Annotated in this window: 16 protein-coding genes; all 16 read left to right on the top strand. The window is 72.7% G+C overall.

All coding sequences use genetic code 11. The features are described from left to right. Positions 1–121: 121 nt before the first annotated feature. Positions 122–463, top strand: coding sequence for a TcmI family type II polyketide cyclase (locus AB0958_RS07540; protein ID WP_366889390.1), 342 nt, complete (start codon positions 122–124; stop codon positions 461–463). Beyond that, entirely contained in the window at positions 460–2169 is a 1710-nt protein-coding gene (locus tag AB0958_RS07535; protein ID WP_366889389.1) for an acetyl-CoA carboxylase carboxyltransferase subunit alpha, read from the top strand. Before AB0958_RS07540 ends, AB0958_RS07535 begins: the two co-directional genes overlap by 4 nt. Then, entirely contained in the window at positions 2162–2677 is a 516-nt protein-coding gene (locus tag AB0958_RS07530; RefSeq protein WP_366889388.1) for a biotin/lipoyl-containing protein, read from the top strand. Before AB0958_RS07535 ends, AB0958_RS07530 begins: the two co-directional genes overlap by 8 nt. An 18-nt stretch (positions 2678–2695) precedes the next feature. Then, a complete protein-coding gene (locus tag AB0958_RS07525) occupies positions 2696–4060 on the top strand; it encodes an acetyl-CoA carboxylase biotin carboxylase subunit (RefSeq protein ID WP_366889387.1) in 1365 nt (454 codons plus the stop codon). Beyond that, positions 4060–4569 carry a hypothetical protein gene (locus tag AB0958_RS07520; RefSeq protein ID WP_366889386.1) on the top strand — a complete coding sequence of 170 codons (510 nt, stop codon included), beginning with the start codon at positions 4060–4062 and terminating at the stop codon, positions 4567–4569. The genes AB0958_RS07525 and AB0958_RS07520 overlap by 1 nt, the downstream gene beginning before the upstream one ends. Positions 4570–4738: 169 nt before the next feature. Then, positions 4739–6346 carry a tryptophan 7-halogenase gene (locus AB0958_RS07515; RefSeq protein ID WP_366889385.1) on the top strand — a complete coding sequence of 536 codons (1608 nt, stop codon included), beginning with the start codon at positions 4739–4741 and terminating at the stop codon, positions 6344–6346. Between the two features lie 100 nt (positions 6347–6446). After that, the gene (locus tag AB0958_RS07510) at positions 6447–6701 is read left to right on the top strand and encodes an acyl carrier protein (RefSeq protein WP_366889384.1); all 255 of its coding nucleotides are present in this window, start codon (positions 6447–6449) and stop codon (positions 6699–6701) included. Positions 6702–6709: 8 nt separating this feature from the next. Next, positions 6710–7555: a cupin domain-containing protein gene (locus tag AB0958_RS07505; protein ID WP_366889383.1), complete on the top strand. Its 846-nt coding sequence runs from the start codon at positions 6710–6712 to the stop codon at positions 7553–7555. After that, the gene (locus tag AB0958_RS07500; protein ID WP_366889382.1) at positions 7552–8835 is read left to right on the top strand and encodes a beta-ketoacyl-[acyl-carrier-protein] synthase family protein; all 1284 of its coding nucleotides are present in this window, start codon (positions 7552–7554) and stop codon (positions 8833–8835) included. The genes AB0958_RS07505 and AB0958_RS07500 overlap by 4 nt, the downstream gene beginning before the upstream one ends. A gap of 5 nt (positions 8836–8840) precedes the next feature. Then, a complete protein-coding gene (locus tag AB0958_RS07495) occupies positions 8841–10127 on the top strand; it encodes a beta-ketoacyl synthase N-terminal-like domain-containing protein (protein WP_366889381.1) in 1287 nt (428 codons plus the stop codon). 14 nt (positions 10128–10141) lie between these two features. Further along, positions 10142–11254 carry a Glu/Leu/Phe/Val dehydrogenase dimerization domain-containing protein gene (locus AB0958_RS07490; protein ID WP_366889380.1) on the top strand — a complete coding sequence of 371 codons (1113 nt, stop codon included), beginning with the start codon at positions 10142–10144 and terminating at the stop codon, positions 11252–11254. 29 nt (positions 11255–11283) lie between these two features. Then, positions 11284–11805, top strand: coding sequence for a DUF1772 domain-containing protein (locus AB0958_RS07485; RefSeq protein ID WP_366889378.1), 522 nt, complete (start codon positions 11284–11286; stop codon positions 11803–11805). Between the two features lie 43 nt (positions 11806–11848). Next, positions 11849–13222: a UDP-glucose/GDP-mannose dehydrogenase family protein gene (locus tag AB0958_RS07480; RefSeq protein WP_366889377.1), complete on the top strand. Its 1374-nt coding sequence runs from the start codon at positions 11849–11851 to the stop codon at positions 13220–13222. 90 nt (positions 13223–13312) lie between these two features. Beyond that, positions 13313–14602: a cytochrome ubiquinol oxidase subunit I gene (locus AB0958_RS07475; RefSeq protein WP_366889376.1), complete on the top strand. Its 1290-nt coding sequence runs from the start codon at positions 13313–13315 to the stop codon at positions 14600–14602. A 24-nt stretch (positions 14603–14626) separates the two neighbouring features. Continuing rightward, positions 14627–15640: a cytochrome d ubiquinol oxidase subunit II gene (locus AB0958_RS07470; protein ID WP_366889375.1), complete on the top strand. Its 1014-nt coding sequence runs from the start codon at positions 14627–14629 to the stop codon at positions 15638–15640. A 38-nt stretch (positions 15641–15678) separates the two neighbouring features. Next, a complete protein-coding gene (gene cydD, locus AB0958_RS07465) occupies positions 15679–17370 on the top strand; it encodes a thiol reductant ABC exporter subunit CydD (protein WP_366889374.1) in 1692 nt (563 codons plus the stop codon). Positions 17371–17449: the final 79 nt, after the last annotated feature.

Here is a 17449-nt window from a genome sequence, read left to right as displayed (position 1 = left end):
CGGGGGAGCGGAACCGTCCCCCGTCGGACACGTGGATTCATCACCAGGGCGGGCGACAGGAGCGGGACAGGAAATTAGTTTTTCTCCATCCAGAGACCGAGAATCTGACCGAGGGGGTCGCATGCCAGACCGTGCGCTCATTGTCGCCCGGATGCATCCGGAGAACGCCGAGCACATCGCCAAGCTGTTCGCGGAATCCGATTCCGGCCCGCTGCCGGACATTCTCGGTGTGCGGCGCAGGCACCTGTTCGGATACCGGGATCTCTACTTCCACTACGTCGAATTCGAGGGGGACCACCGCTCGGCGCTGCGCGAGGCCGCCGGCCGGGAGGACTTCCAGGAGCTCAGCCGTCGGCTGCGCCCGCTGGTCGATCCCTACGACCCGGACTCCTGGAAGAGCCCCGGCGACGCCCTCGCCGCCGAGTTCTACCAGTGGACCCCGGACAGCGGGGGACGCCGATGACCACCACCGCCGAACCGCCGGTCCTGCTCCCGGTCGACGAGCCGAAATGGGCCCGCTGCCGGGGCTGCGGCAGACCCGCCTACCTGCCGCGGCTGCGCCGGGACCTGGGGGTGTGCCGCGAGTGCGGACACCACGGCCGGCTGAGCGCCGCGGACCGCCTCGACCAGCTGCTGGACCCCGGTTCGTTCACCCCGGCCGGCACCCGCCACCGCAGCGTGGACGTCCTCGGCTTCACCGACTCACGGCCCTACGGGGACCGGCTGCGCGCCGCCCGGGAGCGGACCGGGCTCGACGACGCCGTGCTCAGCGGCACCGGTGAGATCGCCGGCCGACCCGTCCTGGTCGCCGTCATGGACTTCGCGTTCATGGGCGGCAGCATGGGCGCCGCCGTCGGGGAGGCCGTCACCGAGGCCGCCGAGCGGGCCCTCGACCTGAGGATCCCGCTGCTGGTGGTCACCGCCTCGGGCGGGGCCCGTATGCAGGAGGGGGCCGTCTCCCTGATGCAGATGGCCAAGACCAGCCAGGCCTTCGCCCGGCTGCGCCGCCACGGCGTGCCCAGCATCTGCCTGCTGACCGACCCCACGTACGGCGGGGTCACCGCGTCGTTCGCCACCCTGGGCGACATCCTCGTCGCCGAGTCGGGCGCCGCCATCGGCTTCGCCGGTCCCGAGGTGATCGCCAAGGCCACCGGGAAGCGGCTGCCGGAGGGATTCCAGCGCGCAGAGCACCTCCTCGAACACGGCATGCTCGACCGCGTCGAGCCGCGCGCCGGTCTGCGCGGCCTGCTCGGCCGGCTGCTGGCGCTGCTGGCCGGCGACCCCGCGACGGACGACGTCCCGGCGGCCCCGGCGGACGCGGAGCCGCTGACGGACCCCGAGGCCCTCACCGCCCGGCCCGCCTGGGACACCGTGCGCACCGCACGCGACCCGCGGCGGCCCACCACGCTGGACCACGTCGGCATGATCGCCGACGACTTCGTGGAACTGCACGGCGACCGCCTCTACGCCGACGATCCCTCCGTGGTCGGCGGCCTGGCGGCCCTCGGCGGACGCACCGTCATGCTGATCGGGCACCAGAAGGGCCACGACACCCAGGAACTGGTCCGCCGTAACTTCGGCATGCCCCAGCCGGAGGGCTATCGCAAGGCCCTGCGGCTGATGCGGCTCGCCGACCGGCTCGGCATCCCCGTCGTCACCCTCGTCGACACCCAGGGCGCCTTCCCGGGGCTCGGCGCCGAGGAGCGCGGGCAGGCCTGGGCGATCGCCGAGTCGATCCTCGGCATGGCCGAACTGACCGTCCCCGTCGTCTCGGTGATCCTCGGCGAGGGCGGCAGTGGCGGTGCGCTGGCCCTCGCCGTGGCCGACCGGGTGCTCATGCTGGAGAACGCCTGCTACTCCGTCATCAGCCCGGAGAGCTGCTCGACCATCCTCTTCGGCGACCCCGCGCACGCGGCCCAGGTCGCCGAGGCGCTCCGGCTGACCGCGCCCGAACTGCTGCGGCTCGGTGTGGTGGACGCCGTACTGCCCGAGCCCCCCGGCGGGGCGCAGGCGGCGCCCGCCGTCATGGCGGCGACCCTGCGGCACGCGATCGTCCGGGCCCTGGACGGACCACCCGCCGACCGCCCCGGCGAACCGGCGCGCTCGCGGTACGAGCGGTTCCGGCGGCTCGGCACCGCGTCCGCGCGGACAGGTGGTCACGATGACTGACCGGACGGCGGCGAACGGCGCGGCGGCGACCAGGATCCTGCTGCCCGACCCCGCCGAGGACCGTGACGAGCAGCGGCTGAAACTGCTGCGCGAGGAGATCGGCAAGCTGGTCCGCGACCTGCCCGGCACGCCCACCGCGGTGACCGGGCGGGTGGGGGAGGCCCAGCTGGAGGTCGTCTGGACCCCGGACCCCGCCGCACCGCCGGCCGCCCCCGGGGAGCCGGCCGGGCCGGCCCCGGCCGCCGGGTCGCCGCCCGTGCCGGGCCGCACGGTCACGGCCCCGCTCGTCGGCACGTTCTACCGCGCCCCCGAGCCCGGAGCCCGGCCGTTCGTCGAGGCGGGCGACCGGATCGTGGCGGGCCAGACGATCGGGATCGTCGAGGCGATGAAGCTGATGAACCACGTCGTCTCCGAGTGGGACGGGGTGGTGGCCGAGATCCTGGCCGAGGACGCCATGGCCGTGGAGTACGGGCAGGCACTCCTGCGCCTCGAGCCGGACGAGACCTGAGACGGGGCTGGGGGTGTCATGTTCCGCAAGATCCTGATCGCCAACCGGGGCGAGATCGCGCTGCGCGTCGCCCGTGCCTGCCGGGAGCTGGGAGTGGCCAGTGCCGCCGTGTACTCCACGGCGGACGCGCGGTCCGCGGTGGTGCGGTTCGCGGACGAGGCCGTGCACATCGGCCCGCCGCCGGCCAAGCGCAGCTACCTCGACGTGCCGAACGTCATCGAGGCGGCGCTGAAGTGCGGGGCCGACGCGATCCATCCCGGATACGGTTTCCTGTCCGAGGACGCCGACTTCGCCGAGGTGTGCCAGGACAACGGCATCACCTTCGTCGGCCCGCCCCCCGAGGTCATGCACCGCATCGCCGACAAGGCGACGGTGCGCGGCCTGATGGCCGGAGCGGGGCTGCCGGTGCTGCCGGGCTCCGAAGGCGCCGTCGCCACCCTCGCCGAGGCCCGGGAGATCGCCGACGCGATCGGCTTCCCGCTGGTGATCAAGGCGGCCGCGGGCGGTGGCGGCCGGGGTATCGCGGTCGTGCAGGAACCGGACGACCTCCCGGCGGTCTTCCGGGAGACCCGGGCGACGGCCCAGGCCCTGTTCGGCGACCCGAGCGTCTATGTGGAGCGGTATCTGCCCGCGGCGGCCCACGTCGAGGCGCAGATCCTGTGCGACGGCCGGGGCGCCGTCCTGCACCTGGGCGAGCGCGACTGCTCCCTGCAGCGGCGCCGGCAGAAACTGGTCGAGGAGACGCCCTCACCCAGGCTCTCCGCCGGGCAGCGCGAGGAGATCGGCCGGTACGCCGTCGCCGCCGCCCGCGCGGTGGGCTACAGCGGCGCCGGAACCGTGGAGTTCCTCGCCGACGAGGCCGGCCGGCTGACCTTCATGGAGATCAACGGCCGTATCCAGGTCGAGCATCCGGTGACGGAGATGGCGACGGGCATCGACATCGTCGCCGAGCAGATCCGGGTCGCGGCCGGGGAGCCGCTCACCCTCACCCAGGACGACACCATGGTGCGCGGGGTCGCGATCGAGTGCCGGATCAACGCCGAGGACCCGGTACAGGGGTTCCGGCCGACCCCCGGGACGCTGGACGTGTTCCGGCCGCCGGCCGGGCCGTTCATCCGGACCGACTCCGGCTTCGCCGAGGGCGACACCGTCCCCGCCCACTACGACTCGCTGCTGGCCAAGGTGATCGCCTGGGCGCCCACGCGAGAGCGGGCCGTCGCCCGGCTCACCCGCGCGCTGGAGGAGTTCCAGGTGGAGAGCGGGCAGGTGGCCACCACCATCCCCCTCGTACGCGACCTGATCGCCCAGCCGGAGTTCCTGGCCGGGACGCACTCGACGCTGTTCGTGGACCGGTTCCTGGCCAGGCGGGCGGAGGGCACGTGATGAGCCGACTGGAACTCACGGCCCTGTTCCCGGCCTGCCGCGACGGCCGCAACGTGGTGCTGGTCCTGCCGGTGGAGCGGCTGTGCGAGACCACGGTGCGCAGCGCCGCGGCGTACACCCGCGACCGGGGCGGGACGCTCACGTTCGCCCTGATCATGCCGTGGCCGCCGCCCATGAGCGCCGGCGCCGTGGCGCTGCCCTACGGCGAGCTGTGGTTCGAGTACGAACTGCGGACCGACATGGACCTGTCGGAGATCCTGTACGACACCGACGTGCCGTGGACCCTGGTCCCGGTGTTCCACGTGTCGCGGGACATCCCGTACCTGGCCGGCTCCGTCGGCGCCGGCGTCGTCCTGATCCCGGACAGCGGTCGCTCGGGCTGGTTCTCCCCCGCCCGGCGCAGGGCGCGCCGGCTCGCCGTCGAGGTGTCCCGGCGCACCGGTGCCGCGGTGCACTCCGTGCCGGTCCCGTGGCACGAAGGGGTCATCCCCAAGGACTCGCCCGTCTGATCCTGGAATCGGCCGTGCGGAGGAGAAGGAAATCCGCACCTCGGAGGAGGCGGAACACCGACACCCGGAGGAAGCGTCCGAACTCGCTTCGGCAGTAATTTCTTACCCAGCGAAAGGGGAGGGTTGAATGTCGTCCAGCGGCCCCACGAAAAACGACTCTGATTTCGACGTGGTGATTCTGGGATCGGGAATCGCCGGTTCCACGCTCGGGGCCATTCTGGCCCGCAACGGAGCGTCGGTCCTGCTGATCGACGCCGGCACTCATCCGCGGTTCGCGGTGGGCGAGTCCACCACCCCGCACACCCTGGTGCTCTTCAAGCTGCTGGCGCGCCGGTACGGCGTGCCGGAGCTGGAGATGCTCACCTCCTACGAGAGCTGCCTCCAGGAGATGGGCACCTCCAACGGCATCAAGCGGCACTTCGGGTTCATGGTGCACCACGAGGGACAGGAGCCCGACCCGCGTGAGGTGAACCAGTTCAACGCCCCCGCCAAGCTGAACCAGTCGAGCCACCTGTTCCGGCAGGACAGCGACGCCTACCTGTTCTACGCCGCCGTGCGCTACGGCTGCACCGCCCGGCAGGGCTACCGGGTGACCGACGTGGAGTTCGGCGACGACCAGGTGACCGTCGTGGGCCAGGACGGCAGGCGCCACACCGCGCGCTACCTCGTGGACGCCAGCGGGTTCCGTTCGCCGCTCGCGCAGAAGCTGGGGCTGCGGGAGGAGCCGGCCCGGTTCAAGCACCACTCCCGTTCCCTGTTCACCCACATGGTGGGCGTGAAGACCACCGACGAATGCCTGCGCATCCCGTTGGAGGAGATGCCCCCGGTGCCGTGGTTCCAGGGGACCATGCACCACATGTTCGAGCGCGGCTGGTTCTGGGTGATTCCCTTCAACAACGAACCGCGTTCCCGCAACCAGCTCGTCAGCGTCGGACTCACTTTCGACGAGCGCCGTTATCCGAAAGCCGCCGACCTGACGCCCGGCGAGGAATTCGCCCGGCATGCGGCCCGTTTCCCGGCGGTGGAACGGATATTCGCCGACGCCCGCCCGGTGCGGGAATGGGTGTCGACCGACCGGCTGCAGTATTCCTCGTCGCGGACGGTCGGCCATCGCTGGTGCCTGATGTCGCACGCGGCGGGATTCCTCGACCCGCTCTTCTCCCGTGGCATATCCAACACGGCGGAGGTCATCAACGCGCTCTCCTGGCGGCTGCTCGCGGCCCTCAAGGACGACGACTTCTCGACGGACCGGTTCGCGTTCGTGGAACGGCTGGAGCAGGGCCTGCTCGACTTCAACGACGCGATGGTCAACAGCTCCTTCGTCTCCTTCGAGAACTACGAACTGTGGAACGCCGTGTTCCGCGTGTGGGCGTACGGCGGGGTCCCGGGCAACCTGCGCCTGGAACGGCTCATCGACGCCTACGAACGGACCGGCGACGACAGCGTGTTCAGCGCGCTGGAGGACGGGCCGAACGTCGGTCTGTGGTGGCCGGACCAGCCCGGTTACCGCGAGCTGTTCGACCACATGGTCCGGCTCTGCGACCAGGTCGACGCGGGCACGCTCGACGCGACGGAGGCCGGCCGCGACCTCATGGGGCGCATCGCCACCGCCGACTTCGTCGCGCCCGGCTTCGGCTTCCGCGAGCGCGACGCACGCTTCGTCACCCCGACCAAGCAGATGCTCAAGGACATGATGCGGTGGATCGCCACCGACGCCCCGGAGAACATGCGCCACCTCGCCCAGGGCTTCGACTTCGCCGCACCGCCCGGCCGCTGAGCACGCCTTCCGCGCTCCACGGCAGTTCCCCACAGCGGGACCCACTGCCGGACCCGCAGCACCACGACCCCACCCCGTTTCCGTCAAAGGAGAAGCACCCATGGGTGTCCCCGTTTCCGACCAGGACCTGATCGGCATGCTGCTCGCCGTCGGCGCCGACCGCTCCCTCACCGTCGCCGACCTCGACAGCACCTTCGAAGAGCTCGAACTGGACTCGCTCGCCCGGGCCGAGTTCGCCGCCAAGCTGAAGGAGCGCACCGGCGTCGACGCCGAGGAGCAGACCACCGCCGACGCCACGCCCAACGCGGTGCGCCTGACCGTCGCCGGCGACACTCCCGTCACCACGGGCCGGTGAAGCGGAGCATGCCCGGACACACGGACAACGAGATCGTCGTCGACGCACCCCTCGACTTCGTCTGGGAGACCACCAACGACGTCCGGTCCTGGCCGGACCTGTTCACCGAGTACTCCGCCGTCGAGGTGCTGGAGTCCGGCCCCGACTCGGTCACCTTCCGGCTGACGATGCACCCGGACGAGGACGGGAACGTCTGGTCGTGGGTGTCGCGCCGCGAGACGGACCGCGCCACCCGCACGGTGCGGTCCCAGCGGATCGAGACCGGCTTCTTCGAGTACATGCACCTGCGCTGGACCTACGAACCGGTCGACGACGCCCGGACCCGGATGCGCTGGCAGCAGGACTTCACGATGAAGCCGCAGGCACCCGTGGACGACACGGCGATGCAGGAGCGTCTGAACCGCAACACCGCGATCCAGATGAAGGCCGTCAAACACGCGCTGGAGGCGCGCCGTTCCCGCGTCGTCGGCGTCGGCGACGTGCCGGCCAACCGCCGGCGCGGCGCGGACCTGCGCACCCAGCTGTCGCCCGGCACCGTCGGCACGACCTGCGGGTTCTCCGGGACCGTGCGGCTGGAGCCCGGCGAGGTGATCACCGAGCACTACCACCCGTACTCGGAGGAGTTCATCCACGTGGTGGAGGGCCGGCTCAGGGTGGACCTGGGCGAGGAGCGCCGGACGGTCGATGCCGACCAGGCGGTGTTCGTGCCCAGGAACGCCCGGCACCGCATCGTCAACGAGTCGGGCGCCGCGGTCCGCGTGGTGTTCTTCCTCGGCCCACTGGCGCCCAGGCCCGACCTCGGCCACGTCGACACCGAGACGCTGGCCGAGTGGCAGGCGGGGGCCGCGACATGACCGGCAACGGCGCCCGCCGCCCGCGCAGGGTCGTCGTCACCGGCATCGGTGCCGTGGCGCCCGGCGGCAGTACCCGCGAGGACTTCTGGGCCAGGATCGTCAGCGGGAAGCCGGCGACCCGCCGGGTGACGTTCTTCGACGCCTCCGAGTACCGCTCCCAGGTCGCGGCCGAGGCCGACTTCGACCCGGCGGTGGCGGGCCTGACCCCGCAGGAGATCCGGCGCAACGACCGCTACGGGCAGTTCGCCCTCGTGGCCGGGTCCGAGGCGGTGTCCGACGCAGGCCTGGACACCGGTGCCTGGAACGGCGAGCGCGCCGGAGTGCTCCTCGGCAGCGCCGTCGGCGCCACCATGCGGCTGGAGGACGAGTACGTCGTCCTCAGCGACCACGGCCGCCGGTGGGAGGTCGACGGGCGGTACGCGATGCCGTTCATGTACTCGGTCTTCGTGCCCTCCGCGGTCGCCACCGAAGTGGCCATCAGGCACGGCGCCCACGGACCGTCGGCGGTCGTGTCGACGGGCTGCACCTCGGGGATCGACGCCATCGGCCTCGCCGCCCAGCAGATCGAGGAGGGCACCGTCGACGTGATGCTCTGCGGGGGCAGCGAATCACCCATCTCGCCCATCTCGTACGCCTGCTTCGACGCCATCCGGGCCACCAGCCCCCGCAACGACGACCCCGAGGGCGCGTCGCGGCCCTTCGACGCCGACCGGCAGGGATTCGTCATGGGGGAGGGCTGCGCGGTGCTCGTCCTGGAGGAGCTGGAGCACGCCAGGCGGCGCGGGGCCCACGTCTACTGCGAGGTCACCGGCTACGCGAGCCACGCCAACGCCTACCACATGACCGGCCTGCACCCCGACGGAGTGGAGATGAGCCGGGCCATCGACGAGGCGATGGCCCAGGCCGCGCTGAACCCCGAGGACATCGGGTACATCAACGCGCACGGCTCGGGCACCAAGCAGAACGACCGGCACGAGACCGGGGCGTTCAAGCGCAGCCTGAACGGAGCGGCGTACCGCATCCCCATCAGCTCCATCAAGTCGATGATCGGGCACTCCCTCGGGGCCATCGGCGCCATGGAGATGGCCGCGTGCGCGCTGGTGATCGACCGGGACGCCATCCCGCCGACCGCGAACCTCACCACGCCGGATCCCGAGTGCGATCTCGACTACACCCCGCTGACCGCACGCGAGGCGCACGTCGACCACGTCCTGTCCGTCGGCAGCGGCTTCGGCGGGTTCCAGTCCGCGATGGTCTTCTCCCGTCTGAAGGAGCTGTGACGCCCATGCCTGCGACGACCGAAGCCCGCCGCCGGGCGGTGATCACAGGCATCGGAGTGGTGGCGCCGACGGGCCTCGGCGTCGCCGAGCACTGGAAGACCACGCTCGCGGGCCAGTGCCGGATCTCGCCGTTCACCCGCTACCCGGACACCTCGCCGATCCGGCTGGCCGGCCAGGTCGAGGACTTCGACCCGGCCGAGCACATCAGCAACAAGTTCCTCGTGCAGACCGACCGCTGGACCTGGTTCGCCCTCGCCGCGGCCGACCACGCCCTCGCCGACTCGGGGCTCGACCCGGCCGCCCTGGACCCGTTCGACGTGTCCGTGGTGACGGCGAGCGCCTCCGGCGGCAACGAGTTCGGGCAGCGGGAGATCGAGGCCCTGTGGGCCCGGCACCCGTCCGCGGTCAGCGCCTACCAGTCCATCGCGTGGTTCTACGCGGCCAGCACCGGGCAGATCTCCATCCGCCACGGCCTCAAGGGCAGCTGCGGCGTCCTCGTCGCGGACAGCGCCGGGGGCCTCGACGTCCTGGCGCAGGCGCGCCGGAACATCGAGCGCGGCGGAGTCGCCGTCGTGGCCGGCGGCACCGAGGCCCCGCTCACGCCGTACGCGCTGGTCTGCCAGAACGACCTCGGCCGCTTCAGCCGGGCGTCCGAACCGGCCGCGGGCTACCGGCCGTTCGACGCCGCGGCGGCGGGTTACGTCCCCGGCGAGGGCGGCGCCGTGCTGGTCGTCGAGGAACTGGCGGCGGCCCGCGCCCGGTCGGCCTCCGTCTACGCGGAGGTGCTGGGGCACGCGGCCACGCACGACGCGTACCACCCCTACGATCCCGCACCGGACGGGCGGCAGCTCGCCCGCGCGATGTCCGAGGCGATCGGCCGGTCGGGGCTGACTCCCGAGGACGTCGACGTGGTCTTCGCGGACGCCGCGGGCGTCGCCGACGCCGACGCCGCCGAGGCGCTCGCCCTGCGCACGGTCTTCGGGGACCGGGCGCGGGAGGTCCTCGTCACCGCGCCGAAGTCCATGGTCGGACGGCTCTACTCGGGCGGCCCCCCGCTGGACGTGGCCTGGGCCTGCCTCGCCCTCACCCACGGGGTCGTACCGCCCACCGTGCACCTGGACCCGGCGTCGGCCGGACACGGCCTGAACTTCGTGGTGGAGCCGGTGCGTCCGGCCCGGCTGCGCACGGCACTCGTGGTGGCCCGCGGCGTCGGGGGCTTCAACAGCGCCCTGGTCCTCGCCGCCCCCGGCCCCGCCGGGGAGCCGTCACCCGCGCCCACCGAGGAACGATGAGGAGGAGTGTTCCGATGGCCGACGTCATCACCGCACCCCTGCCGGAACTCGACGCCGACGGCGTGTTCGCCCGGCGCAGCGGTCACGAGCAGGTGGTGTTCTGCCAGGACGAGAGCAGCGGTCTGCGGGCCATCATCGCCGTGTACTCGACGGCGCTCGGCCCGGCTCTGGGCGGCACCCGGTTCTACCCCTACCGTGACGAGACGGCCGCGCTCACCGACGTACTGCGGCTGTCCCGGGCGATGGCCTACAAGAGCGCCGTCGCCGGACTGGATCTGGGCGGCGGCAAGGCCGTCATCATCGGGGACCCCAGGCGCGTCAAGACGGAGGCGCTGCTGCGCGCCTACGGCAGGTTCGTGCAGGCCCTCGGCGGACGGTACGTGACCGCGTGCGACATCGGCACCACCGAACAGGACATGGACGTCGTGGCCCGCGAGTCGCGGCACGTCACCGGACGCAGCAGGGCGGCGGGCGGGGCCGGCGACTCCTCCGAGCTGACCGCGTACGGGGTGCTTCAGGCGATGCTGGCCGCCGCCGAACACACCTGGGGCGAGGCGGATCTGACCGGACGGCGGATCGGCGTCGAGGGCGTGGGCAAGGTGGGCCGGCGCCTGGTCGGCCATCTCGTCGAGGCCGGCGCCTCGGTGCTGGTCGCGGACCCCGACCCCGTCGCCGTCTCCGCCGTGCTCGCCAGACACCCGCAGGTGACCGCGGTGGCCGACGAGCACGCGCTGCGCCGCGCCGAGATCGACCTCTACGCCCCCTGCGCGCTGGGCGGATGCCTCGACGAGTCCACCGTGTCGGAGCTGCGCGCCGAGATCGTCTGCGGCGGGGCCAACAACCAGCTCGCCACCGAACGGGTGCAGAAGCTCCTGTCCGACCGCCGGATCCTGTACGTCCCCGACTACGTGGCCAACGCCGGCGGCCTGATCCAGGTGGCCGACGAGATCGACGGCTTCGCGTTCGGCCGGGCGAAGGCGCGGGCGTCCCGGATCTTCGAGACCACCCGTGCGGTCCTCGGCCGGGCGGTCGCCGACGGCATCCCGCCCGCGACCGCCGCCGACCGGCTGGCACGGCAGCGCATGTCCGAGATCGCCGCCCTGCGGTCGATCCACCTCTCCGCCTGACACCGACGCGAAGCCGAGAGGAGACGACGATGTGGAGCTCACTGCTGACGTTCCTGGGCCTGCTGGGCAGCGGAATCCAGGCGGGCGCCCTGCTCATGGTCCTGTACGGGGTGTGCCCGACGTTCCGGCGGCTCTCCGTGCCGGAGTGGATGTCGCTGCACGTCTCGCTGGACCGCAGCATCGAGCGGTACATGCCCGCCGTGAACCTCACGACGGGCGGGGCGACCCTGCTGCTGCTGTTCACCGCGCAGGACCCGGCCGTGCGCCTGCTGCGCGGTCTCGCACTGGCCTGCAACATCGCGCTGGCGTTGATGTCCGAACTGGTCAACGTCCGCATCAACAAGGCGATCGCGCGACGGGTGGCCGCAACGGCACCGGCCGCACCGTCCGCCGCCGGCGGTGTGCTCACCGCACCGCCGCCCGACGAGGCGGACGAACGGCGGCTCATCGCGGTCCGCGAACGCTGGATCCACTGGCACCAGTGGCGAACCCTCGACATCGTCCTCGGATTCGCCCTGCTGGTGACGGCCCTTCTGACGGTGTCCGGCTGAGTCCGTGCCCGGCCCCGTCCCCCACCCGAGAATTGGAGTACGCGTGAGGATCACCGTCATCGGATGCGGCTACCTGGGTGCCACCCACGCGGCCTGCATGGCCGACCTCGGGCACGAGGTGCTCGGCGTGGACGTCGACCTGGAGAAGACGGCCGCACTCGCGGAGGGACGGCCGCCCTTCTTCGAACCCGGCCTCGCGCGGATCCTGGCGCGCGGCGTCGCCTCCGGCCGGCTGCGGTTCACCGACTCCTACGCCGAGGCGGCCGAGTTCGGGGAGCTGCACTTCCTGGCCGTCGGTACCCCGCAGCGGTTTGACGGACGTGCCGATCTGCGGCAGTTGACCTCGGCGGTGGGCGAACTCGCCCCCCATCTGCGGCGCCCCTGCGTGGTGGTCGGGAAGTCGACGGTGCCGGTCGGCACGGCCGAGGCACTGACCGGCATGCTCCGGCGGCTGGCACCGGTGGGCGCGGCCGCCTCGCTCGCCTGGAGCCCGGAGTTCCTGCGCGAGGGTCACGCCGTCGAGGACACGTTGCGCCCCGACCGCCTGGTCATCGGACGGGCCGAGGGCGACACCCGTTCGGCCGGGGCCCTGCGCGAGGTGTACCGTGCGCTCGTCCTCGCCGGGGTGCCGACCGTGGAGACCGACCTGGCCACCGCGGAACTCATCAAGACCGCGGCCAACTCCTTCCTCGCCACGAAGATCTCCTTCATCAACGCCATGGCGGAGGTCTGCGAGGCCGTCGGCGCGGACGTGTGGCAACTCGCGGACGCGCTGGCCCACGACTCCCGCATCGGCGGGCAGTTCCTGCAGCCCGGCCTCGGTTTCGGCGGGGGATGCCTGCCCAAGGACATCCGCGGCTTCGCCGCCCGTGCCGAGGAGGTCGGGGCCGGCCGGGCGCTGGCCTTCCTGCGCGAGGTGGACGGCATCAACGTCCGGCGGCGCGAGCGCCTGGTCGAACTCACGGTGCGGGCCTGCGGCGGGACGCTGGACGGCCGCAGGGTCGGCGTGTGGGGCGCGGCCTTCAAACCGGGCACGGACGACATCCGGGACTCGCCCGCACTCGCGGTCGCCGCGGCCCTGCGCGAGCGCGGCGCCGAGGTCGTCGTGTACGACCCGCGGGCCCTGGACAACGCGCGCAAGACCTTCCCCGGCCTGGAGTACGCGGAGTCGGCGACGGCCGCGGCCGAGGGGACGGACGCGCTGCTGCACCTCACCGAATGGCGGGAGTTCGGCACGGTCGACCCCGTCCCGCTGGCCGCGCGGGTCCGGTCGGCGCGGCTCGTGGTCGGCAGGCCCGGCCTGGACCTGGACCGATGGCGCGGCGCGGGCTGGACCTGCGACGTGCTCGGCCGCGGCGAGACCCGTCCGGGGACGGCCGCACCGGCCCTGGACGGGAAGACGGAAATTGACGTGTAGGAACGCTATATGTACCGTCGCTACTGATCGATCGCATCTGTCGCCCGTCGTCGTCACGGGCGTGCGGCCTCGCACCGGGAGAGGAAGGCAATGGGGGCTCTTGGACTCGCGCGGCTGGAATTCGCGCTCACGGTGGTCTTCCACTACCTGCTCGTCGCTCTGACACTCGGCCTGGTCCTGCTCGTCGCCATCACCTACACCCGCTGGGTGCGCACCGGGGACCCGGTCTTCGAGCGCATGACCCGCTTCTGGGGACTGCTGTACGTGGTCAACTACGCGGTCGGCATCGGCGCGGGTCTCGCGATGGAGTTCCAGCTGGGCATGAACTGGTCCGGGCTGGAGGACGCGGCGTCCGGTGTGTTCGGCGCCCCGCTGGCGGTGGAGACGGTGGTGGCCTTCTTCGCCGAGTCGACCTTCCTCGCCCTGTGGATCTTCGGCAGGCACCGGCTGCCGAAGAAGACCCATCTCACCCTGCTCTGGCTGGTCGTGGCCGCCGCCTACATGTCGGCCGTCTGGGCGCTGATCGCCAACGGCTTCCTGCACCACCCCGTCGGCTACCGCAAGCACGGCTCGGTACTGGAACTCACCAGCCCCGGAGCCCTGATCACCAACTCCAACGCCTGGATAGCCATCGGCCACATAGTCGGCGCCGCCGTGCTGACCGGAGGCTTCTTCATGCTCGGCGTCACCGCCCACCTCCAGCGGCGCGGGCGCGCCGACCGCGAGTTCCTGCGCAGGTCGTTCCGCACCGGGGCGCACGCGGCCTGCTGGGGCGCCGTCATCACGGCCGGCCTCGGTGCGCTCCAGCTCCAGCTGGTCACCAAGAAGCAGCCGGTCAAGTTCGCCGCGTTCATCGACTCCCAGGAGAAACTCACCGCCTACGCGGCCCGGTTGCGCAAGCAGTTCGGGCAGGTCGACATGCCGCCCGCCACACTGGTGCGGTACGCGGCGCTGACCATGATGGTGATCGGCCTGATCGCCCTCATCGTCGGCGTCTGGTCCCTGATCGCCGTCCGCAAGGACCGGATCCTGTCCTCCCGTGTGCTGACCTGGCTGCTCGTCCCGATGACGGCCCTGCCCTTCGTGGCCAACATCGCCGGCTGGGTCTTCCGCGAGGTCGGCCGGCAGCCGTACACGGTCTACGGACTGCTCAGCACCGAGGAGGCACTGACGCCTTCGCTCACCGTCGGCGAACTCACCGTCTCCCTGGCCGTGTTCGTGACCGTGGTGGCCGTACTGCTGGTCCTCGACTGGGTCCTGCTGGCCCGTGTCGCCCGGCGCGGACCGGCCGAGGACACCGGTCTGTGGACCGGCAGCATGGCGGACGACCTGCCGTCCGATCCGCAGGACGACGACCGCGACGTCGCCGTACTGGTCTGAGTACCGAAAGAGGAGAGTCCGCCCATGGGTTACGCCACGCTGTGGCTCTGCGCCTTCGGGGTGCTGTTCACCGGTTACCTCGTGCTCGCCGGCATCGACTACGGCGTCGGACTCGTGCTGCCGTACGTGGCGCGCGAGGACGCCGAACGCAGGCTCGCCCTCAACGCGCTGGGCCCGTTCTTCCTCAGCAACGAGGTGTGGCTGCTGGCCGCCGTCGGCACGATGATCGGCACCCTGCCGGGTCTGGAGTCCCGCCTGCTGACCGGCGCCTACCCGCTGGTGGTCGTCGCGGTGGTGGGGGTGGTCGTGGTGAACGTCTCCGTGCAGCTGCGCAGCCGGAGCACCGGGGCGAGGACGCGCGCCTTGTGGGACGCGCTGGTCCTCGGCGGTGCCGCGGCCGCGGCCTTCGGCTGGGGCGCGCTGCTGGCCGCGCTCGCCGGCGGCGTCGACCTGGACGCCGCCGGTTCCGTGACGGGCGCGGCGGGCTCCGTGACGCCGCTCTCCCTGCTCGGCGGCGTGACCGCGGTGGCGTTGTTCGCCGTGCACGGGGCCGCGTTCCTCACCGCGCGCGCCTACGGCGCGGTGGCGGAGCGGGCGCGGCGCGCGGTGCCGGCCCTGGCCGCCGCGGCCGGTCTGCTGCTGCTCGCCACCCTGGTCACCGGGATGTCCGGCGGCCTCCCCGACGGGGCCTTCCGGCATCCCGTGTTCGCGGTCGTGGCGCTGCTGGGTGTGACGGCCAAGCTGGCGGTGGTGGTGTGGCGCACGCCCCGCTCCGCCTGGCAGGCGTTCGCCGCTTCCGCGACGGCGGTGGCCCTGGCCCCGGTCGCGGTCGTCGCGGGCAAGTACCCGGCACTGATCACCGCGCGACAGTCCGGTCACCGTGCCCCGGCGGTCGCCGAGCTCGCGGGCTCCAGCACCTCCCTGGCCCTGATCACCTGGACCGCGGGTCCGGTACTGCTGCTGGTCATCGCCGTCCAGGCCTACGCGTGGTGGATCTTCCGAGGCCGGATCACCCACCGCTCCCCGGTCTTCTACTGAGCCGGACCCGCAGACGCGACACCCGGAGGAACCTGGACATGAGCAGCGGAGGAGGCGGCCGCGGCGGCCCGTTCGACGTCCAGCGCGTGCGACGGGTGCCGGTGCTGCGCCGGTTCCTGGTGCTGCGCACCGCGAGCGCCGTGGCCGGTGCCGCGCTCACGGTCGCCCAGGTGCTGGTCGTCGCCCGCGCGGTCACCGGCGGGTCCGCGAGCCGGGCCCTGCTCATGACCGCGGGGGCGGTCCTGGTCGGCCGCTGCGGGCTCGCCTGGTGGGACCGGTGGTCGGCCGAGACCGCCGCCGCCCGCTGGAAACGGCGGTTGCGGCTCGACGCCGACCGGGCCGTACGCGAGGCGGGCGTGCGCGGCGACGCCTCGGCGGGATCCCTGGCCACCCTGCTCACCCAGGGCGTCGACTCGGTCGACGGCTACGTCACCGGTCCGCTCGCGGCACTGCCGGACGCGGTGGTGAGCCCCCTGGTGATCCTCGCCGCGCTCTTCGTCCTCGACTGGCCCTCGGCGCTGGTCGTCCTGGTGACCCTGCCCTTCGTACCGGCGCTGCTCGCGCTCGTCGGCCTGTACACCCAGGCCCGCGCCCGGCACCGGCTGCGGGCCGTGCTGCGGCTGGGCGGCCAGTTCACCGAGGCGGTCTCCGGGCTCGTGTCGCTCCGCCTGCTCGGCCGGCAGGACCGCACCGCCGTACGGGTGCGCACGGCCGCCGAGGAGCACGGGCGGATCACCATGAGGGTGCTCCGGCTCGCCTTCCTGTCGTCGTTCGTGCTGGAGACCCTCACGTCGCTGTCGGTGGCCCTGATCGCGGTCCCGGTCGGCTTCCGGCTGCTGGACGGCGCCATGAGCCTCGCGTCCGCCCTCGCCGTCCTGCTCCTGACCCCCGAGGCGTACCGGGCGCTGCGCGTCCTCGGCACCCAGTTCCACGCCGCCCAGGACACGCACGCCGTCCTCGACGAGCTCGACGGGCTGACGCGCGGCGCCCCGGCACCCGCGCGGGCACCCGCGCGCACCCGTCCCCGGCTGCCCGCACCCGACCCGGCCGACGGGACGCTCGTCCTGCACGACCTGGCGGTGGGATACGACACCCCCGTGCTCACCGGGGTCCGCATGGAGCTGCCGCCCCGCCGCAGGTATGTCCTGACCGGCCCGAGCGGCGCCGGGAAGAGCACCCTGCTGCGTACCGTGGCGGGAGTGCTGCCGCCGCTCGCCGGGCACATCCGCTCGGGGGCCGTGGACCTCGGCGACCTCGACCCGGACCGCTGGACGCGGCGGATGGCGATGGTGCCGCAACGCCCTCACCTCTTCCACGGCACGGTCGCCGACAACCTGCGCCTGGCACGGCCCGACGCCGGGCGGGACCGCATGTGGTACGCCCTCGAACAGGCCGGAGCCGCGGACTTCGTCCGCCGGCTGCCGGACGGCCTGGACGCGTCGGTGGGAGAACGCGCCGCCCGGCTGTCCGCGGGGGAGCGGCAGCGGCTCGCCCTGGCGCGCGCGCTGCTGCGCGAGCCCTCGCTCCTGCTGCTGGACGAGCCGACCGCACGCCTGGACGGCGAGTCCGAGGAACGTGTGCTCGGCGCCCTGCGGCGGCTGGCGGGTACCGTCACCCTCCTCGTCGTCACCCACCGGCCCGCGGTGGCCGAGACCGCCGACGCACTGATCGAGGTCGGCAGCGGCCGTGCCGTCCTGACCGGATCCACGTCCCGGACGGCGGCCCCATGACCCCGTCCCCGGGAACCCGGCCCGACGGCGGCCCCATGACCCCGTCCCCGGGAACCCGGCCCGACGGCGGCCCCATGAC

Source organism: Streptomyces sp. NPDC006655 (assembly GCF_040703965.1).
Lineage (GTDB): Bacteria > Actinomycetota > Actinomycetes > Streptomycetales > Streptomycetaceae > Streptomyces.
This window is presented reverse-complemented; position numbering and strand designations above follow the sequence as displayed.

Coding starts and splice junctions, on each gene's coding strand:
- AB0958_RS07535 (WP_366889389.1), top strand. CDS start 460: ATGACCACCACCGCCGAACCGCCGGTCCTGCTCCCGGTCGACGAGCCG.
- AB0958_RS07540 (WP_366889390.1), top strand. CDS start 122: ATGCCAGACCGTGCGCTCATTGTCGCCCGGATGCATCCGGAGAACGCC.
- AB0958_RS07495 (WP_366889381.1), top strand. CDS start 8,841: ATGCCTGCGACGACCGAAGCCCGCCGCCGGGCGGTGATCACAGGCATC.
- AB0958_RS07530 (WP_366889388.1), top strand. CDS start 2,162: ATGACTGACCGGACGGCGGCGAACGGCGCGGCGGCGACCAGGATCCTG.
- AB0958_RS07520 (WP_366889386.1), top strand. CDS start 4,060: ATGAGCCGACTGGAACTCACGGCCCTGTTCCCGGCCTGCCGCGACGGC.
- AB0958_RS07490 (WP_366889380.1), top strand. CDS start 10,142: ATGGCCGACGTCATCACCGCACCCCTGCCGGAACTCGACGCCGACGGC.
- AB0958_RS07470 (WP_366889375.1), top strand. CDS start 14,627: ATGGGTTACGCCACGCTGTGGCTCTGCGCCTTCGGGGTGCTGTTCACC.
- AB0958_RS07485 (WP_366889378.1), top strand. CDS start 11,284: ATGTGGAGCTCACTGCTGACGTTCCTGGGCCTGCTGGGCAGCGGAATC.
- AB0958_RS07510 (WP_366889384.1), top strand. CDS start 6,447: ATGGGTGTCCCCGTTTCCGACCAGGACCTGATCGGCATGCTGCTCGCC.
- AB0958_RS07505 (WP_366889383.1), top strand. CDS start 6,710: ATGCCCGGACACACGGACAACGAGATCGTCGTCGACGCACCCCTCGAC.
- cydD (WP_366889374.1), top strand. CDS start 15,679: ATGAGCAGCGGAGGAGGCGGCCGCGGCGGCCCGTTCGACGTCCAGCGC.
- AB0958_RS07525 (WP_366889387.1), top strand. CDS start 2,696: ATGTTCCGCAAGATCCTGATCGCCAACCGGGGCGAGATCGCGCTGCGC.
- AB0958_RS07500 (WP_366889382.1), top strand. CDS start 7,552: ATGACCGGCAACGGCGCCCGCCGCCCGCGCAGGGTCGTCGTCACCGGC.
- AB0958_RS07475 (WP_366889376.1), top strand. CDS start 13,313: ATGGGGGCTCTTGGACTCGCGCGGCTGGAATTCGCGCTCACGGTGGTC.